The 15,661-nt window shown below is 45.6% G+C and carries 21 protein-coding genes; 18 read left to right on the forward strand and 3 right to left on the reverse strand.

The genetic code is table 11. The features are described 5' to 3' along the window. Positions 1-39: 39 nt before the first annotated feature. The 7 genes from A3GW_RS0105240 to smpB all read left to right on the forward strand — a co-directional run bounded on the left by A3GW_RS0105240 (position 40) and on the right by smpB (position 5,853). Positions 40-1,356 (forward strand): FAD-containing oxidoreductase, encoded by a 1,317-nt coding sequence (locus A3GW_RS0105240; RefSeq protein ID WP_018368252.1) that lies wholly within the window; start codon positions 40-42, stop codon positions 1,354-1,356. Positions 1,357-1,405: 49 nt separating this feature from the next. Further along, on the forward strand, positions 1,406-1,774 hold the full coding sequence (locus A3GW_RS0105245) for a ribosomal maturation YjgA family protein (RefSeq protein ID WP_018368253.1): 369 nt from the start codon (positions 1,406-1,408) through the stop codon (positions 1,772-1,774). Positions 1,775-1,778: 4 nt separating this feature from the next. Continuing rightward, a complete protein-coding gene (locus A3GW_RS0105250) occupies positions 1,779-2,411 on the forward strand; it encodes a GDSL-type esterase/lipase family protein (protein WP_018368254.1) in 633 nt (210 codons plus the stop codon). Between the two features lie 61 nt (positions 2,412-2,472). Then, entirely contained in the window at positions 2,473-2,619 is a 147-nt protein-coding gene (rpmG, locus tag A3GW_RS11465; RefSeq protein ID WP_083907116.1) for a 50S ribosomal protein L33, read from the forward strand. A gap of 47 nt (positions 2,620-2,666) precedes the next feature. After that, positions 2,667-2,903: a preprotein translocase subunit SecG gene (gene secG, locus A3GW_RS0105255; protein ID WP_018368255.1), complete on the forward strand. Its 237-nt coding sequence runs from the start codon at positions 2,667-2,669 to the stop codon at positions 2,901-2,903. 156 nt (positions 2,904-3,059) lie between these two features. Then, entirely contained in the window at positions 3,060-5,423 is a 2,364-nt protein-coding gene (gene rnr, locus A3GW_RS0105260; RefSeq protein ID WP_018368256.1) for a ribonuclease R, read from the forward strand. Then, the gene (gene smpB / locus A3GW_RS0105265) at positions 5,386-5,853 is read left to right on the forward strand and encodes an SsrA-binding protein SmpB (RefSeq protein WP_018368257.1); all 468 of its coding nucleotides are present in this window, start codon (positions 5,386-5,388) and stop codon (positions 5,851-5,853) included. Before rnr ends, smpB begins: the two co-directional genes overlap by 38 nt. 53 nt (positions 5,854-5,906) lie before the next feature. Here the strand turns inward: smpB and A3GW_RS11235 are convergent, their stop codons facing one another. Both A3GW_RS11235 and A3GW_RS11825 read right to left on the reverse strand, forming a co-directional pair. Continuing rightward, positions 5,907-6,581: a CPBP family intramembrane glutamic endopeptidase gene (locus A3GW_RS11235; RefSeq protein ID WP_018368258.1), complete on the reverse strand. Its 675-nt coding sequence runs from the start codon at positions 6,579-6,581 to the stop codon at positions 5,907-5,909. Then, a complete protein-coding gene (locus tag A3GW_RS11825; protein WP_018368259.1) occupies positions 6,581-6,733 on the reverse strand; it encodes a hypothetical protein in 153 nt (50 codons plus the stop codon). The genes A3GW_RS11235 and A3GW_RS11825 overlap by 1 nt, the downstream gene beginning before the upstream one ends. Before the next feature lie 281 nt (positions 6,734-7,014). Between A3GW_RS11825 and A3GW_RS0105280 the strand changes: the two genes are divergently transcribed. From A3GW_RS0105280 to dnaX, 4 genes are read left to right on the forward strand one after another with little or no spacing between them, the layout of a single operon-like run. After that, complete coding sequence (locus tag A3GW_RS0105280) at positions 7,015-7,743, forward strand: sulfite exporter TauE/SafE family protein (protein ID WP_018368260.1); 729 nt, start codon at positions 7,015-7,017, stop codon at positions 7,741-7,743. Further along, positions 7,734-8,018, forward strand: coding sequence for a DUF1294 domain-containing protein (locus A3GW_RS0105285; protein ID WP_018368261.1), 285 nt, complete (start codon positions 7,734-7,736; stop codon positions 8,016-8,018). Before A3GW_RS0105280 ends, A3GW_RS0105285 begins: the two co-directional genes overlap by 10 nt. A gap of 51 nt (positions 8,019-8,069) precedes the next feature. Beyond that, positions 8,070-8,564, forward strand: coding sequence for a GAF domain-containing protein (locus tag A3GW_RS0105290; RefSeq protein ID WP_018368262.1), 495 nt, complete (start codon positions 8,070-8,072; stop codon positions 8,562-8,564). Next, on the forward strand, positions 8,564-10,222 hold the full coding sequence (gene dnaX / locus A3GW_RS0105295; protein ID WP_018368263.1) for a DNA polymerase III subunit gamma/tau: 1,659 nt from the start codon (positions 8,564-8,566) through the stop codon (positions 10,220-10,222). Before A3GW_RS0105290 ends, dnaX begins: the two co-directional genes overlap by 1 nt. A gap of 110 nt (positions 10,223-10,332) precedes the next feature. On the opposite strand, the gene A3GW_RS0105300 is transcribed toward dnaX, so the two are convergent. Further along, a complete protein-coding gene (locus A3GW_RS0105300) occupies positions 10,333-10,968 on the reverse strand; it encodes an MBL fold metallo-hydrolase (protein ID WP_018368264.1) in 636 nt (211 codons plus the stop codon). 102 nt (positions 10,969-11,070) lie between these two features. On the opposite strand from A3GW_RS0105300, the gene A3GW_RS10870 reads away from it, so the two are divergent. The 7 genes from A3GW_RS10870 (at position 11,071) to A3GW_RS0105335 (ending at position 15,645) form a co-directional block, all read left to right on the forward strand. Continuing rightward, positions 11,071-11,442: a rhodanese-like domain-containing protein gene (locus A3GW_RS10870; RefSeq protein WP_018368265.1), complete on the forward strand. Its 372-nt coding sequence runs from the start codon at positions 11,071-11,073 to the stop codon at positions 11,440-11,442. A 27-nt stretch (positions 11,443-11,469) separates the two neighbouring features. Continuing rightward, the gene (locus tag A3GW_RS0105310) at positions 11,470-11,727 is read left to right on the forward strand and encodes a DUF2129 domain-containing protein (protein ID WP_018368266.1); all 258 of its coding nucleotides are present in this window, start codon (positions 11,470-11,472) and stop codon (positions 11,725-11,727) included. Between the two features lie 144 nt (positions 11,728-11,871). Further along, entirely contained in the window at positions 11,872-12,210 is a 339-nt protein-coding gene (locus A3GW_RS0105315) for an ATP cone domain-containing protein (RefSeq protein WP_018368267.1), read from the forward strand. A 213-nt stretch (positions 12,211-12,423) separates the two neighbouring features. After that, positions 12,424-13,764: an exodeoxyribonuclease VII large subunit gene (gene xseA, locus A3GW_RS0105320; RefSeq protein WP_026216610.1), complete on the forward strand. Its 1,341-nt coding sequence runs from the start codon at positions 12,424-12,426 to the stop codon at positions 13,762-13,764. Continuing rightward, complete coding sequence (locus A3GW_RS0105325) at positions 13,742-13,954, forward strand: exodeoxyribonuclease VII small subunit (protein ID WP_018368269.1); 213 nt, start codon at positions 13,742-13,744, stop codon at positions 13,952-13,954. The genes xseA and A3GW_RS0105325 overlap by 23 nt, the downstream gene beginning before the upstream one ends. Before the next feature lies 1 nt (position 13,955). After that, a complete protein-coding gene (locus A3GW_RS0105330; RefSeq protein ID WP_018368270.1) occupies positions 13,956-14,822 on the forward strand; it encodes a polyprenyl synthetase family protein in 867 nt (288 codons plus the stop codon). Continuing rightward, positions 14,815-15,645, forward strand: a complete 831-nt coding sequence (locus tag A3GW_RS0105335) for a TlyA family RNA methyltransferase (protein WP_018368271.1) — start codon at positions 14,815-14,817, stop codon at positions 15,643-15,645. The genes A3GW_RS0105330 and A3GW_RS0105335 overlap by 8 nt, the downstream gene beginning before the upstream one ends. Positions 15,646-15,661: the final 16 nt, after the last annotated feature.

A 15,661-nucleotide genomic window follows, 5' to 3' on the forward strand; every position in this document is an offset into this window, starting at 1 on the left:
TGCTAGAATAGAAGGAGCAGAAGAAAAAGGAGGCGTCTTATGACCCATTACGATTTATTGGTTATCGGCTTTGGTAAGGCTGGTAAGACTCTGGCTGGCAAACTGTCAGCAGCTGGCAAAAAGGTGGCTCTGGTCGAGGAAAATTCGGCTATGTACGGTGGGACCTGCATTAACATCGGCTGTATCCCAACCAAGACCTTGATTGTGGCAGCTGAGAAGAACTGGGATTTTGCGCAAGCCATGTCCCAAAAAGAAACTGTTGTGACCCGTCTGCGTAACAAGAACGAGGCTGTTCTTAAAGGCGCAGGTGTTGATCTCTATAATGCCCGTGCCCGCTTTGTTGCAAACAAGACCGTGGAGCTGACGGCTGGTGAGGACAAGGAGCAGTTAACGGCGGATATCATTGTGATCAATACAGGAGCCAAATCCAATGTCCTGCCGATTCATGGGCTTTTAGATACCGCTGGTGTTTATGACAGCACAGGTATCCAGCAGTTGACTGAGCGCCCTGAGCGTTTGGGCATCATTGGAGGTGGCAACATCGGTCTCGAGTTCGCTAGCCTTTACAGCAAACTAGGCAGCCAAGTGACTGTTTTTGATGCCGCACCGACCATTCTCGGTCGCGATGAGGAAGTGGTCGCTAAGTTGGCTAAGAGCTACCTAGAGGAAGACGGCGTTAGCTTCAAACTCGGTGTCTCGATTTCTGGGGTGAAAAATAGTGGAGCGGCTGTCCTTGTAACTGCAGATGGGCAAGACTATGCTTTTGATGCTGTTCTCTATGCTACAGGTCGCAAGCCAGCTACTGAGGATTTGGGTCTTGAGAACACCGCCATCGAACTGACTGAGCGTGGGGCCATTAAGGTAGATGACTACTGCGAGACAACGATTAAAGACATCTACGCTGTCGGCGATGTCAATGGAGGTCTTCAGTTTACCTACACCTCGTTAGATGATTTCCGTATCGTCTTTGGCAAACTGACCGGCAACGGTGACTACAAACGTAGTGATCGCGGTCAGGTACCGACGACTGTCTTTATCGAACCAGCCCTGTCTCGTGTTGGGCTGACCGAAAAAGAGGCTATTGCTGCAGGCTACGAGGTCATCGCTAATGAATTGCCAGTTGCGAACATGCCACGTGCCCATGTCAACAACGATCTCCGTGGTATTTACAAGGTCGTCGTGGACAAAAAGACCAAGCTTATCCTGGGAGCGACCCTCTTTGGAGCTGGGTCTCAGGAGATTATTAACCTTATCACCATGGCGATTGACAATAAGATTCCTTACACCTACATCAAGAACCAACTCTTCACTCATCCAACGATGGCTGAGAACTTGAACGATGTCTTTAATTTCTAAAAAAATGACCACTGACTGAGAAGTTGGTGGTTTTATGGTATAATAGGCTATGCTCATTAACAGAAAAAGTTACTTCTATCTCTTAATCCTGACTATTTTTCTAGGCTTATCATCCAGAAAGCTAGTGGTTTTTCCGGCAGAACTAGGTGATGCCCTGTGGGCTATTGCTGTTTATTTGGGTTATCGGCTGATTTTGATGTCAACCAGTCGTCGAACAACAGCTATTATAGCGCTAGTCACTAGTTTTGTGGTGGAATGGTCCCAACTGTTGACGTGGGACTGGCTTGTTGCTATCAGGCAGACGACACTAGGGCATTTGTTTTTAGGACAAGGCTTCCGCTTTTGGGATTTAGTCGCCTATGCTGTTGGCATTCTGGCTATTTTTCTGATTGATGATCGACTATTAATAAAGGAGTGACGCAGTGATTACCCCAAAAATGGATCAATACTACGAGAAAATACGTGACAAGAAGCGGCAAGATTATCGTCGCCTTAACCATCAAACCTTGGTTTATCCTGAATTGATTTTTATCGGGGATTCCATCACCGAATGGTTCCCCATTGAGCGTTTGATGGACATCAAGCGTGCTTGGGCTAATCGTGGTAGCGCAGCCTCAACCAGCCAGCACCTTCTGGACCACCTAGCAGTTCATGTGTTTGGCTCAGCAGTTCGTCAAGTGGTACTTTTGATTGGGACTAACGATATTGGCTATGATTTGCCACGTGAAAAAACGCTTGCTAACGTTCGGGAGATGATTGGTCAGATTAGGGCGGATTACCCATTAGCGACAGTCTATCTGCTTGAAGTTTTACCAGTGAATGAAGATAAGGTCTATCATCATACCGTGGATAATCGGACAAATCAGGCAATCCAAGACCTGAATAAAGGCTATGCTACCTTAGCAGATGACCTAGCGGGTGTGGAGTTAGTGAACACTTACCACTCTTTCCTGAATGAAGCTGGTCAACTTGCCCCTGATTTAACAAAAGATGGACTACATCTCAGCGAAGCAGGCTATCTTCTCTTAGCGGAGATCCTACAGCAGGTGATTTAACTGAAGGATTGTGGTATAATGAGAAACGCATTTATTCTAGTCAGAAGGAAGTGTAGCAGCCATGCGCATAAAAATCCATCTCAAGTGTAGCCAGTGCGGCAGTAAAAATTACCTGACCAGTAAAAATAAAACCACTCATCCAGAAAAAATTCAAGTGACAAAATACTGTCCCAAAGAGAGAAAAGTGACCTTACATCTTGAATGTTAAGTGAAAATGTGTTAGAATGGTCAAGATGATAGTGGAGGACACACGAGATGTATAGCATTTTACTCACCATTTTACTTGTTTTATCTGGGCTCTTAGTGGTCGCAATTTTTATGCAACCGCAGAAAAACCCAAGCAGCAACGTTTTCGATAGCAGTGGTTCAGAAGCTCTCTTTGAGCGGACAAAGGCACGTGGATTTGAAGCATTTATGCAACGTTTCACGGGAGTTTTGGTCTTTTTCTGGATGGCCATTGCCTTAGTGCTAGCTATTTTATCAAGTAAATAGTCAAGTGAGCTTGTGACGGTTGTCCCAAGCTCTTTTATTGCTTTGAAAATAGCAGAGCGATGTCCTCTACTGGTTTAAACCTCCCCTGACAGAACAATCAGACGGTGTGGTCTGTGAAAAAAGGATACATGATATCAAACATAAGGATTAAAGGAAATGAAAGAACAATTACTAACTTATTTACAGGAGCATGGCAAGTCCAGTGTCCATCAGCTCGCTGAAGGTCTCGATATGGCGACCTCGGCAGGCTTTCGTGACCTGGTCAAGACCATTTCCAAACTAGAAAGTCAAAGGCTACTTACCTTCGATGACCAAGGGAACATTGCCCTAAACACTAAGAAACCACAGAGACAGGACATCACCCTCACAGGAATTTTCCGTGCCAATAAGGCAGGTTTTGGTTTTGTTAGTGTCGATGAGGCAGAAAATGATCTTTTTGTCGGTCGTAATGATGTCGGCCATGCCTTGGATGGTGATACCGTTGAGGTTGCCATCACCAAAGTCGGCGACCGCCTAAAAGGCACGGCTGCTGAAGCCCGTGTGGTCAAGGTGGTCAAGCGTGCGCTCACAACTGTTGTTGGCAAGGTGATACTTGACACTCAACAGCCAGACTACATCGGCTACATGACCAGTAAAAACCAGAAAATCCAGCAACGGATTTACCTCAAGCCAACCTCGCTGGTGCTTGAAGGAACAGAGGTTGTCAAGGTTGATATTGAGACTTATCCTAGTCGCCAAAATGATTATTTTGTAGCGAGCATTCGTGACATTATCGGTCACGAGGGGGATGTTGGGATTGATGTCCTAGAGGTGCTAGAGAGCATGGATATTGTGTCCGAGTTCCCAGCAGTTGCACTGGCAGAGGCCGATGCTGTGTCTGATGTACCGCAAGAGAAGGACTATGTTGGTCGGGTCGATTTGCGTCAGGAACTGACTTTTACCATCGATGGCGCGGATGCCAAGGACTTGGACGATGCTGTTCACATCAAGCGGTTGGACAACGGCAACTTCGAGCTGGGGGTTCACATCGCTGATGTGTCCTATTATGTGACTGAAGGGTCCGAGCTGGACAAGGAGGCCCTCAAGCGGGGGACATCAGTCTATGTGACTGACCGAGTGGTGCCTATGCTACCAGAACGCCTGTCTAACGGCATTTGCTCCCTCAACCCGCAGGTGGACCGTCTAACCCAGTCGGCCATCATGGAGATTGACCGTCAGGGGCGCGTGGTTGATTACCAAATCTGCCAGTCAGTCATCAAGACCACCTACCGCATGACCTACACCGACGTTAATGGCATGTTGGCGGGCGATGAGGCTCTGTTGGAACAGTATCACTTGATTGCTGAGGCGGTTAGGGACATGGCAGAGCTACACAGGATTCTCGAGCAGATGAGGGAGCGTCGGGGTAGTCTCAACTTTGATACCAGAGAGAGTAAGATTCTCGTTGACGAAAAGGGTCTGCCTCTTGATGTTGTTGTCAGGGAACGTGGGGTTGCTGAGCGCTTGATTGAGTCCTTCATGCTTGCAGCTAACGAATGCGTGGCCCAGCACTTCAACAAGATCAACCTGCCCTTCATCTATCGGATTCACGAGGAGCCAAAGGCAGAAAAGTTACAGAAATTCATCGACTATGCTAGCCTTTTTGGGGTTCGGGTTCGAGGAACGGCCAGCAAGATTTCGCAAGAAGCCCTGCAAGATGTTATGAAACATATCGAGGGTCAGCCAGGCAGTGATGTGTTATCCATGATGCTGTTGCGCTCTATGCAGCAGGCGAGGTACTCGGCGCACAATCACGGTCATTATGGGTTGGCAGCAGCCTTTTACACCCACTTTACCAGCCCCATTCGCCGTTACCCTGACCTCTTGGTGCATCGGTTAATCAGAGAGTACGGTCATTTGACGGCTGAGCAAGTGGAGCATTTTGAGCAAATCATTCCTGAGATTGCCAGCCAATCATCGGCTTTAGAGCGTCGCGCCATCGATGCGGAGCGAGTGGTTGAAGCCATGAAGAAAGCTGAGTACATGGAAAAACATGTGGGTGAAGACTTTGAAGGCATCATCTCCAGCGTGGTCAAATTTGGTCTCTTTGTCGAGTTGCCAAACACCATCGAGGGTCTGATTCATGTGACCAATCTCCCAGAATATTATCATTACAACGAACGGACGCTCAGTCTTCATGGGGAAAAATCTGGTGTGGTCTTCCGTGTTGGTCAGCCCATCAAGGTCAAACTGACCAGGGCGGACAAGGAGACGGGTGATATTGACTTTGACTACCTGCCGAGCGACCTAGATGTTAGGGAAAAGCCAGCGAAGTCAGACAGAACTAGCCGTGCTAGACGGCAGCATAAAAAGCGTCACGAGGACAAGGGAAGTGACAGCAAGTCTCATCACCTGCGGTCAGGTAAGGCTGTCATTTCCCAAAAAGAAAGAGAGCAGAAGAAGGGCAAAAAGCTCAAGGACAAGGCTAAGAAAGGAGCAAAGCATGGCAAAGGGGCAGGGAAACGTCGTCGCGCAAAATAAGAAGGCGCGGCATGATTACACGATTGTAGAGACCTATGAGGCAGGGTTGGTGCTGACAGGGACGGAGATTAAGAGTGTCCGTGCGGCGCGGATCCAGCTCAAGGATGGCTATGTGCAGATCAAGCGAGGGGAGGCTTGGCTGGTCAATGTGCATATCAGCCCCTTTGAGCAGGGCAATATCTGGAATACCGACCCTGAGCGTACCCGCAAGCTCCTCCTCAAGCGCAAGGAAATCGCGAAGCTGGAGCAGGAGGTCAAGGGCACAGGCATGACCATCGTACCGCTCAAGGTCTATCTCAAGGATGGCTTTGCCAAGCTCTTAATCGGTTTGGCCAAAGGGAAACACGACTACGACAAGCGTGAGTCCATCAAGCGTCGTGACCAGGACAGGGATATTAAACGCACCATGAAGAACTTTAATGGACGATAAACACAACCCTCTGACAAAGGTCAGAGGGTTGCTCTTTTGTTGAGGAAAAATACTCAGCTAATCAAAGCCCAAAGATCAGCAAGACTATTCCAAGCAATATGCATCACGATAGGGACGTAGATGTTCTTACTGTAGCGATAAGCCATAGATAGGGCTAGACCAGGTATCAGATAAAAGATAAAGGCTGTCCACGACCATGAATAGCCGATAAAATGGAAGGCTGAAAAGAAAGAAGCTGACAATAAGACATCGAGGTAATAGCGTGAGTTTTTGAAATAAGCATCCATAAAACCGGCACGACAGATGAGCTCTTCTAGGATAGGGCCGATAACATTATAATCTAAAATGAGCAAGACTTGTGCCAAGGGGACGAAACTCAAAAAACTCAATTCTTTCTGAAAACTACTTGTTCCACCATAGTTTATCAGTGATTTTATAGGGAGACGGAGTAACTGAGCACAGACAAAGAGCAAGAGAGCTATCATCACCTGCTGTTTGGTCACGCGCCAATGATGGAAAAGCTCTTTTTGAAAATGTTTGAGGATAAAAACATAGCTTGCCAGTAGGATTAGCGTGGCAAAAAAGTTAACGATAGAGACATTTGTGATGCCAAAACTATTTTTTCTGTATAAGATAACGACGTACTCATAGCAACGATATAGGATGACCATCAAGATTGGATAACCCAATCGCTTGAGGTGTTGTTTGATGTCAGAAGATGGTGCCATTAGGGAGTTCTCCATTTGATTTTTTCCTCATAACTATCAGGTGACATGACGCGACTACCTCCGCCACAGGCAAATGGGTCAATAACCGCAACTCCACCGCTAATGTTGAGTAATTCTTTTTGAGTTAATGGTGTCATTGCTTGAGTTTTCATCTAACAAATTCTCCTTAAAAATTGTTATTGTTACCACTGGCCAGTGATGTTCTAAGTATAGCAATATCAGGGAGTTTTTGACGGCTAATTCCCAAACAGTCATCGAAACGTCCGGAATGGTTAGTTTTAACAATATTTTACCATCATTTTATCACCCGATAGTAATGTCGTCAAGAATGATTTAATTGTGTTGAAAACTAACTCTTGTTCAATAAGTTTTCTGAGTAGAAGGAAATTAAAAAATAGTGTATGATAGAAAACGTGTGTAGAAAGGAGGGGTTATGCCCTATATGTTATTTGCCTTGGCAGCCTTTATCGGGGGGATTGTTCAAGGAACGACAGGTTTTGGAGCAGGTGTTATCAGTATGCTTGTTTTGCCCTATCTCTTGCCTTTGCCAGAAGCAGCTGGGGTCTCTGGTGCGATTGCTATTTGGATTTGTGGGATGATTTTCTATCGTTATCGACAGCATGTTAATTGGAGCAATATCTGGGTGATTGTCGCCGTTTATCTCATGGCGAGTTTGACCGCTATCCAGATGGCACCAAGGCTTAATACGACTAGTCTAAAACTAGCTTTCGGTGTCTTTTTAATCGTGTTGGCTCTTTATTTTTTGCTGGTTAAGGATAATCTTGTCATAACACCTAACCTGATGACGAAGGTCATTGTGGGTGGGCTATCTGGTCTGAGTGATGGTTTTTTTGGGATTGGTGGTCCGCTGATGGTTGTGCTGTACCTAGCCTTTTCTAAAAGTCGTGAAGAATATCTCGCGACCTTGCAGTTATCTTTTGTACTGGTTAGCGCAGTCAATTTAGTGCTTCGGTTGCAACAAGGCATTCTGGATTCGTCTCACCTGCCTTTTATCGTTCTGGGTCTCTTAGCCATGACAGGAGGCTTGCAGATTGCCCATCGTCTTAACGAGCGATTAAACTCTAATCATTTGCGGCAAGCCACTTATTGGCTGATTGCTTGTTCTGGAATTCTGACTGTGGTGACGACCTTATGGAACTAATAACTTTTCGTCAATGGTTAACCATGCTATGGCTAGTTTGGAACATAGCGGTCGGTTTAGTTTATATTTGGGACAAGTACCGTGCCATCAGAGGAGAATGGCGCGTGTCTGAAAAAACGCTGTTGACCATAACATCTATCTACGGTGGTACAGGTGCTTATGTGGCTGCTCTGCTCTGTCACCATAAAACAAAAAAATGGTATTTCCATTTGGCTTGGTGGTTAGGTATCGTCTTAAGTATAGGCACTTTTTATCTTGTTTTCCGCTATTTTTAAAACGATTGCTTGGTTGTGGGCAATCGTCTCTTTTTTTGTTATAATGGTTTTATGGAAAAATCTCAAAAAATTGCTAATTACCAGCTTATGCTGGCACAAGCTGAGGCGCTGTTTGCTCAAGAAACCAACGCTTTAGCTAATCTTTCAAACGCTTCAGCCCTAATCAATCAGACCTTACCGAACTCCGTTTTTACAGGTTTTTACCTGTTTGATGGGCAAGAATTGATTTTAGGTCCTTTCCAAGGCAAGGTGTCTTGTGTTCATATCGCTCTAGGGAAAGGAGTCTGCGGTGAGTCTGCTGATAAACGTGAGACCCTGATTGTACCAAATGTCAAGGAGCATGCTAATTACATCGCTTGTGATTCAGCGGCCATGTCTGAAATCGTCGTGCCGATGGTTAAAAATGGTCAGCTCATCGGGGTGCTGGATTTGGATAGTCATGTCATCGGTGACTACGATGACGTTGACCAAAACTACCTAGAGCAGTTTGTGGCTCTGCTATTAACCAAGACCCGCTTTAATTTTGACATGTTTGGAGCTGACTAATGTATCAAGCCCTATACCGCAAATACCGTAGCCAAACCTTTGACGAGATGGTTGGTCAAGAAGTTATCGCCAAGACCCTCAAGCAGGCAGTGGCGACGGGCAAGATTAGCCATGCCTACCTCTTTTCAGGTCCTAGAGGAACAGGTAAAACCTCCGCTGCCAAGATTTTTGCCAAGGCCATGAACTGTCCCAATCAGGTGGACGGTGAACCTTGTAATGCCTGCGACCTCTGTCAAGATATTACTAGAGGGGCCTTAGAAGATGTCATTGAAATCGATGCGGCTTCTAACAATGGGGTCGATGAAATCCGTGACATCAGAGACAAGTCGACCTATGCCCCCAGCCGAGCTAAGTATAAGGTTTACATCATCGACGAGGTGCACATGCTCTCGACAGGGGCATTTAATGCCTTGCTCAAGACCCTAGAAGAGCCGACAGATAATGTGGTCTTTATCCTTGCGACCACGGAACTTCACAAGATTCCAGCAACAATCCTGTCGCGTGTCCAGCGCTTTGAGTTCAAGAGCATCAAGCCTGCGGCTATCCGAGAGCATCTAGCCCATGTCCTCGACCAAGAACAAATCACCTATGACGAACAAGCTTTAGCTATTATTGCCAAGCAGGCACAAGGTGGGATGCGTGACGCCTTATCTATCCTTGATCAGGCGCTTAGTTTATCAGATGGAACCCAGCTAACGACAAGTGTTGTAGAGGACATCACAGGAACGATTGCCTTGACCGCTTTATCGGCTTATTTTGGTGCCATAGCAGAGCAGGATAGCTTGTCTGCCCTGACGCATTTGCAGACCATCTTTGATAGTGGGAAGAGCATGGGTCGCTTTGCGACTGATTTGCTGACCTACATGCGAGACCTCTTAATCGCTCAGCATGGTGGTGAGGTTGATGGATTAGGAGATCAGGCTCACCTTGCCTTACCTGCAGAGCAGCTCTTTACCATGATTGACATTGTGACGAGGAGCTTGTCCGAGATAAAATCAGGCAGTCATCCCAAATTATACGCTGAAATGATGACCATCAAATTGGCAAATCCAGCACAGGAAACAACTCTGCCTGATGATGTGGCTCAACAGCTTAGCAGCTTGAAGCATCAACTCACAGAGCTCAAGACCTTACTAGCTAGTCTCCAGCAACAACCAAGTAGCTCTGCTATTTCCCAAAAGAAAGCAGCACCAATCAAAAATGCCTACAAGCTGGACAAACGCAAGGTTTTGGAGATTATGGCAGAGACTGTGCAGGAAGCTCAGCAGTCACGCGCCTATCTGGATGCCCTTAAGGGGGCCTGGAATGAGATTTTAGACAGCATTTCACCGCAGGACAGGGCCTTATTGCTTGGTTCTGAACCTGTTTTAGCCAACGCAGAAAATGCGCTCCTAGCATTTGAAACGGCCTTTAGTGCCGAGCAGGTCATGAAGCGAGGCGATCTGAACACTATTTTTGGCAATATCATGAGTCAAGCAGCTGGGTTCTCGCCAAATATTATGGCGGTGACCAAGGCTGATTTCCAGCTGCTTCGGACAGAGTTTGCTAGACAGCATCGGTCCAACGACCAGCCAGCAGAAGAAGTGCCTCAAGAAGCACCAGTTGTCCCAGAAGCTTTTCAATTTCTAGCAGAGAAGATTGAATGGGTAGATGATTAAATCGTCAAAAGAGGTCCTATCGAAACGTATAATTTTCGATAGGACCTCTTTGTGATCAATAGTTTAGGTTGATGGTTAAGCGATTTTAGATGGTTAGTACGGGTTTGGGTTTAAGAAAAATAAGGGTTGAACCGTTTTTCATTTCCTATCGTCGTGTTCATGCCGTGCCCAGGGTAGACCGTATAGTGGTCAGGCAGGGTAAAGAGCTGTTCGCGAATCCCTGTCAGGAGCGCTTGATGATCGCTGGTTGGCAAGTCTGTTCGTCCGATAGTCCCCTTGAAGAGAGCATCACCCGTGATGACTATTTCGTCTTGGTCAAAGACAAAAGAGACACCTCCGATAGAATGCCCTGGAGTTGGTCGCACAGTAAACTCAAACCCCGCCAGTTGATAGGTTTGGTGAAGCACGAAGATTTTCTCTGCTGGCTGGATGACCACATCGGCCATATCATCATGGCGTGCTAATCCAGAAAGATTAGCAACAGGCGTATAGAGCCAGCTGGCCTCATGTTCTGACACATAAACAGGCGGATGGTTAAATTTTTCGCGGATAATGTCCACGCTCATGATGTGGTCATAATGGGTATGGGTTAAGAGAATGGCTGCAACAGGTTTGTCAATATTGGTCAAAGTGTCTATAATTTTTTGGCTATCACTACCTGGGTCAATGACCAAGACAGCCTGATCGTTAGTGAGAAAGTAGGTGTTTTCACTAGCAACAGCGTTGATGGTTTTTAAAATTTTCATAAGACCAGTATAGCACAAAACCTTATATTTTGCATGAATTCAGGACAAAAATAACACATCTGGTCAAAAAAATTATAAAATAGTCATGAAAGGAGTTTAGAGATGACAACAGATATTTTTTCTGCTATTGAAAAAGGTGCACTGTTATTAGATGTTCGTCCAGCATCTGCCTATGCAGCTGGGCACATCAAGGGTAGTCAGAGCGCTCCCTTGGAGGATTTAGCGACAACTGACTTGCCAGAGGACAAGGAGCAGCCAATCTATGTGCACTGCCGCTTAGGGATTAAGTCTAAAGAAGCCAAAAGCCTTTTGGAAGAAAAGGGCTACACCAACGTGGTCGATGTAGGCTCTATCGATGATATGGTTGCACGTGGCTTTGATTACCAAGAGTTTGGCAATAGCAGAGCTGATTACACTGAGGTGATATCATCTCAGTTTTTTGGTTGCTTAGATAGCTCTGCCATGTTATCATAGAAGAAAGTATAACCAAGAGGAGGGCTTATGGAAACACCGAGCCGCGTGGGACTTTTTGTCCATCTTTATTATAATCGTGATAGTCGAAAACTTAATAAGTACGGTGATTTTCACTACCATTCTAAGAAATGTCGCTATGTCCTCATCTATGTACCAGCAGATGACATCGAGACCGTGATGACAGAGCTCAAGGCTCTGAAATTTGTCAAGAGTGTCCAACCGTCCTATCTGGATGACATTGACCGCCAATTTGTTGGTAATCTGACTGCTCATGAACTGGTCTAGTGACCGAGTGCTTGATAGTGGTCAGTCCATTTTCACTTTGATTGGAAGAATTGAAAATTTCAAAGAAAACCCTTGACAAAAGCAGTCACTTTATTAGATAATAGAAGAAAGAAAACGCTTTTAATATTTTCAAGGAGGTTTGCGATGCAAATTATTAAACGAAATGGTCAGTTAGCTGACTTTGACCCAGATAAGATTTATCAAGCCATCATTAAAGCCGCACGAACAGTCTATGTGATTGATGATACTTGGCGTGAAAATTTGGCTGAAGTAACTAAGAAAGTCGTCATTGATTTGCATGAGGCACAGGTTGAGCGTCCAACAATTTCGATGATTCAATCAATGGTTGAATATCGCCTTTTAGAAGCTGGCTACCTCAATATCGCAGAGCACTATATCTCTTATCGTTTGCAACGCGATTTGGAGCGTAATGGCTATGGCGATTTAATTAGTGTCCATCTAAAATTTGATCAGATTAGATAATCTTTCGACGATTGACCATCTACTCAGAGCCTGTATTCACAACTGATGTGCTTTGACTTGAACTTGATTTTAGTCCTTATCCGCAAGCGTTCTTACCAAATATTGGCAAAGAGAACTGATGAGCGTTCGGGCTAAACGGCAAACAAGTCTAGCAAATATCCGTTAGAATGCAGGTTTTTATGCTATAATAAAAAGTATCAATTGGGAGGTGTTCTGGTGAACTATTTATCGGTTAGCGACTTAACCAAGTATTTAAAACTAAAGTTTGACCGTGATCCTTACTTGGAACGGGTTTATTTGACTGGTCAAGTGTCTAACTTTCGTAGACGGCCAACTCACCAGTATTTTTCCCTAAAAGATGACAAGGCTGTGATTCAAGCCACCATGTGGGCTGGTATTTATAAATCACTGGGTTTCGCTCTAGAAGAAGGCATGAAGCTCAATGTTGTTGGTCGTATCCAACTTTATGAACCTGGCGGTAGTTACTCTATTGTCATCGAAAAAGCCGAGCCCGATGGCATTGGTGCCCTAGCTATTGCTTTTGAACAGTTAAAAAAGCGGCTGGGAGAAGCAGGCTATTTTGATGACCGCCATAAACAAGTTCTGCCTCAGTTTGTCAGCAAAATCGGTGTTATTACAAGCCCCAGTGGGGCAGTGATTAAGGACATCATCACCACAGTTAGTCGCCGTTTCCCAGGTGTTGAGATTTTACTATTTCCGACTAAAGTTCAAGGGGATGGGGCTGCTCATGAAGTCGCAACGAACATCCGCTTAGCAAATCAGCGCACTGACCTTGATTTGTTGATTGTTGGGCGAGGCGGTGGCTCAATTGAAGACTTATGGGCTTTTAACGAAGAAATGGTCGTCGAAGCTATTTTTGAATCTCGCCTACCCATTATCTCCAGTGTCGGTCATGAAACGGATACCACTTTAGCAGATTTTGTGGCGGACAAGCGTGCAGCAACACCGACAGCTGCTGCTGAGCTGGCCACGCCTGTGACCAAGGCTGATGTCGTCGCTTTTGTCAAGGACAGGCAATTACGACTATATCAGGCCATGCAACGGCGTTTGACTTATCAACAGGAGCGTGTGGCAAAGCTGAATCAGTCGGTGATTTTTCGCCAGCCTGAGCGACTTTATGATAGCTATTTACAGCGTTTGGACAAGTTGCTGACGACCTTAACACATCATTTTAAAGGGCGAGTGATGGACGTAGGTGCTTCTCGCCAGCTACTGCACCAGCGTTTGTTGAGTCAAGACCTGGCAGGAACAGTTGAACGAAGAGCTGAGCAAGTGCTCAGTTATCAGCACCGACTAGTTCAACACATGAAACATCAGATTGCAGTTTGCCAAGCTGATGTTGAGCAATATGAGACAAGGCTTCTGTCTCTAGATACGGATCGTATCTTGAAACGAGGCTTTGCCCTCATCCAAAAAGAAGACATCATCACACCATCAGTGCAAGGTATTAAGGCTGGTGATGAGCTGACCATTACACTACAAGATGGGCAATTAGACGTGGAGGTTAAAAATGTCAAAGAAACCAACATTTGAAGAAAATTTGCAGGCCTTAGAGGCGATAGTCAACCGCTTGGAAAATGGTGACGTTCCCTTAGAAGAGGCGCTGAGTGAGTTCCAAAAAGGAATTGGACTATCGAAAACCCTACAGCAAACGCTAGCTGAGGCGGAGCAAACGCTGGTTAAGGTGATGCAAGCTGACGGCAGTGAAAAGGATTTAGATTAAGATGAAGCATATTGATGGCATCACCAAAGCCTTAGCCGCTTACTATGATCAATGGCCAGTAGCCAAACGCCTTAACGAGGCTATTTACTATTCTATCGATAGCGGTGGTAAACGTCTTCGCCCTGTCTTGCTCTTGCAACTGTTAGAAGGTTTCGGCGTGTTGTTGACAGATGCCCATTATCAGGTGGCTGCTGGTCTTGAAATGATTCATACAGGTAGTTTGATTCACGATGATTTGCCTGCCATGGATAACGATGACTACCGTCGTGGTCGCTTGACCAACCATAAGCAGTTCGACGACGCTACAGCGATTTTAGCAGGTGATAGCTTGTTTTTAGACCCGTTTGGTCTGATTGCTAGGGCTGAGTTGCCAGCTCAAGTACGACTAAACTTAATCGCTGAGCTGTCGGAAGCTGCTGGCACCTATGGTATGGTGGGTGGTCAGATGCTCGATATGATGGGAGAAGGTCGTCAGTTGACAGTCACTGAACTAAAAACGATTCATGCCAACAAGACGGGCAAGTTGCTTGCTTTTCCCTTCCTTGCCGCTGGGATAATCGCTGAGCTGGACAGTTTATCAATCGCTGATTTGCGTTTAGCAGGCGAACTGGTTGGTTTAGCTTTCCAAGTTCGTGATGATATTTTGGACGTGACAGCTAGCTTTGAAGAGTTAGGAAAGACACCACAAAAAGACTTATCAGCTCAAAAATCAACTTATCCAAGACTGTTAGGTCTAAATGAGTCCTATGACCTTCTCAATGATTGTTTGGATCAAGCGCTAGCTATTTTCCAAAAACTAGAGCGAGACGAGGATATGGACTTAAGAAAAGTCCGAGACATGATAGAAAGGTTGCGACTTCATGGCTAAAGAACGTGTTGACGTGCTTGCCTATAAGCAAGGGCTTTTTGAGACAAGGGAGCAGGCCAAACGTGGCGTGATGGCTGGTCTAGTGGTTGCTGTGATGAACGGGCAACGCTATGACAAACCTGGTGAGAAGATTGATGAAGTAACGGAACTCAAATTAAAAGGCGAGCGCTTGAAGTATGTTAGTCGTGGTGGGCTAAAGCTGGAGAAGGCGCTGTCTGCTTTTGGATTATCTGTTTTTGACCAAATTGGTCTTGATATTGGGGCTTCAACAGGTGGGTTTACAGACGTTATGCTACAGGCGGGTGCAAAGTCCGTTTATGCTGTTGATGTCGGTACTAATCAACTGGCTTGGAAGTTGCGACAAGACCCACGTGTCCTATCCATGGAACAATACAATTTTCGCTACGCCAGCTTGGCAGATTTTACACATGGTCAGCCGACAGTGGCATCGATTGATGTGAGCTTTATTTCCTTAGCCCTGATACTGCCAGCCTTACATGAGATTTTAGCTGATGATGGGCAAGTAGTAGCCTTAATCAAACCGCAATTTGAGGCTGGGCGAGAATTTATTGGGAAAAATGGTATTGTTAAAGATCAGGCTGTCCATGAACGGGTCATACGTGAGGTGGTAGACAGGTCAGTCCAGTTAGGTTTTTCAGTTCTGAACCTTGATTTCTCTCCTATTCAAGGAGGTCAAGGCAATATTGAATTTTTAGCTCACCTCGAAAAATCTCCTGCTCCTCAATCATTAGTGCTAGAAAAAATTGTAAGAGTTGTTCAAAATGCTCATGATACCTTTAAACGCGAGAGCAGCGATCATTAAACTAACCCAACCAATC

The organism is Streptococcus entericus DSM 14446, assembly GCF_000380025.1.
Classification (GTDB): Bacteria; Bacillota; Bacilli; order Lactobacillales; family Streptococcaceae; genus Streptococcus; species Streptococcus entericus.

Bases quoted from the DNA above. Each gene is read 5' to 3' on its own strand.
- A3GW_RS0105240 (WP_018368252.1), top strand. From the start codon at position 40: ATGACCCATTACGATTTATTGGTTATCGGCTTTGGTAAGGCTGGTAAG.
- A3GW_RS0105245 (WP_018368253.1), top strand. From the start codon at position 1,406: ATGCTCATTAACAGAAAAAGTTACTTCTATCTCTTAATCCTGACTATT.
- rpmG (WP_083907116.1), top strand. From the start codon at position 2,473: ATGCGCATAAAAATCCATCTCAAGTGTAGCCAGTGCGGCAGTAAAAAT.
- secG (WP_018368255.1), top strand. From the start codon at position 2,667: ATGTATAGCATTTTACTCACCATTTTACTTGTTTTATCTGGGCTCTTA.
- rnr (WP_018368256.1), top strand. From the start codon at position 3,060: ATGAAAGAACAATTACTAACTTATTTACAGGAGCATGGCAAGTCCAGT.
- smpB (WP_018368257.1), top strand. From the start codon at position 5,386: ATGGCAAAGGGGCAGGGAAACGTCGTCGCGCAAAATAAGAAGGCGCGG.
- A3GW_RS11235 (WP_018368258.1), bottom strand. From the start codon at position 6,581: ATGGCACCATCTTCTGACATCAAACAACACCTCAAGCGATTGGGTTAT.
- A3GW_RS11825 (WP_018368259.1), bottom strand. From the start codon at position 6,733: ATGAAAACTCAAGCAATGACACCATTAACTCAAAAAGAATTACTCAAC.
- A3GW_RS0105280 (WP_018368260.1), top strand. From the start codon at position 7,015: ATGCCCTATATGTTATTTGCCTTGGCAGCCTTTATCGGGGGGATTGTT.
- A3GW_RS0105285 (WP_018368261.1), top strand. From the start codon at position 7,734: ATGGAACTAATAACTTTTCGTCAATGGTTAACCATGCTATGGCTAGTT.
- A3GW_RS0105290 (WP_018368262.1), top strand. From the start codon at position 8,070: ATGGAAAAATCTCAAAAAATTGCTAATTACCAGCTTATGCTGGCACAA.
- dnaX (WP_018368263.1), top strand. From the start codon at position 8,564: ATGTATCAAGCCCTATACCGCAAATACCGTAGCCAAACCTTTGACGAG.
- A3GW_RS0105300 (WP_018368264.1), bottom strand. From the start codon at position 10,968: ATGAAAATTTTAAAAACCATCAACGCTGTTGCTAGTGAAAACACCTAC.
- A3GW_RS10870 (WP_018368265.1), top strand. From the start codon at position 11,071: ATGACAACAGATATTTTTTCTGCTATTGAAAAAGGTGCACTGTTATTA.
- A3GW_RS0105310 (WP_018368266.1), top strand. From the start codon at position 11,470: ATGGAAACACCGAGCCGCGTGGGACTTTTTGTCCATCTTTATTATAAT.
- A3GW_RS0105315 (WP_018368267.1), top strand. From the start codon at position 11,872: ATGCAAATTATTAAACGAAATGGTCAGTTAGCTGACTTTGACCCAGAT.
- A3GW_RS0105325 (WP_018368269.1), top strand. From the start codon at position 13,742: ATGTCAAAGAAACCAACATTTGAAGAAAATTTGCAGGCCTTAGAGGCG.
- A3GW_RS0105330 (WP_018368270.1), top strand. From the start codon at position 13,956: ATGAAGCATATTGATGGCATCACCAAAGCCTTAGCCGCTTACTATGAT.
- A3GW_RS0105335 (WP_018368271.1), top strand. From the start codon at position 14,815: ATGGCTAAAGAACGTGTTGACGTGCTTGCCTATAAGCAAGGGCTTTTT.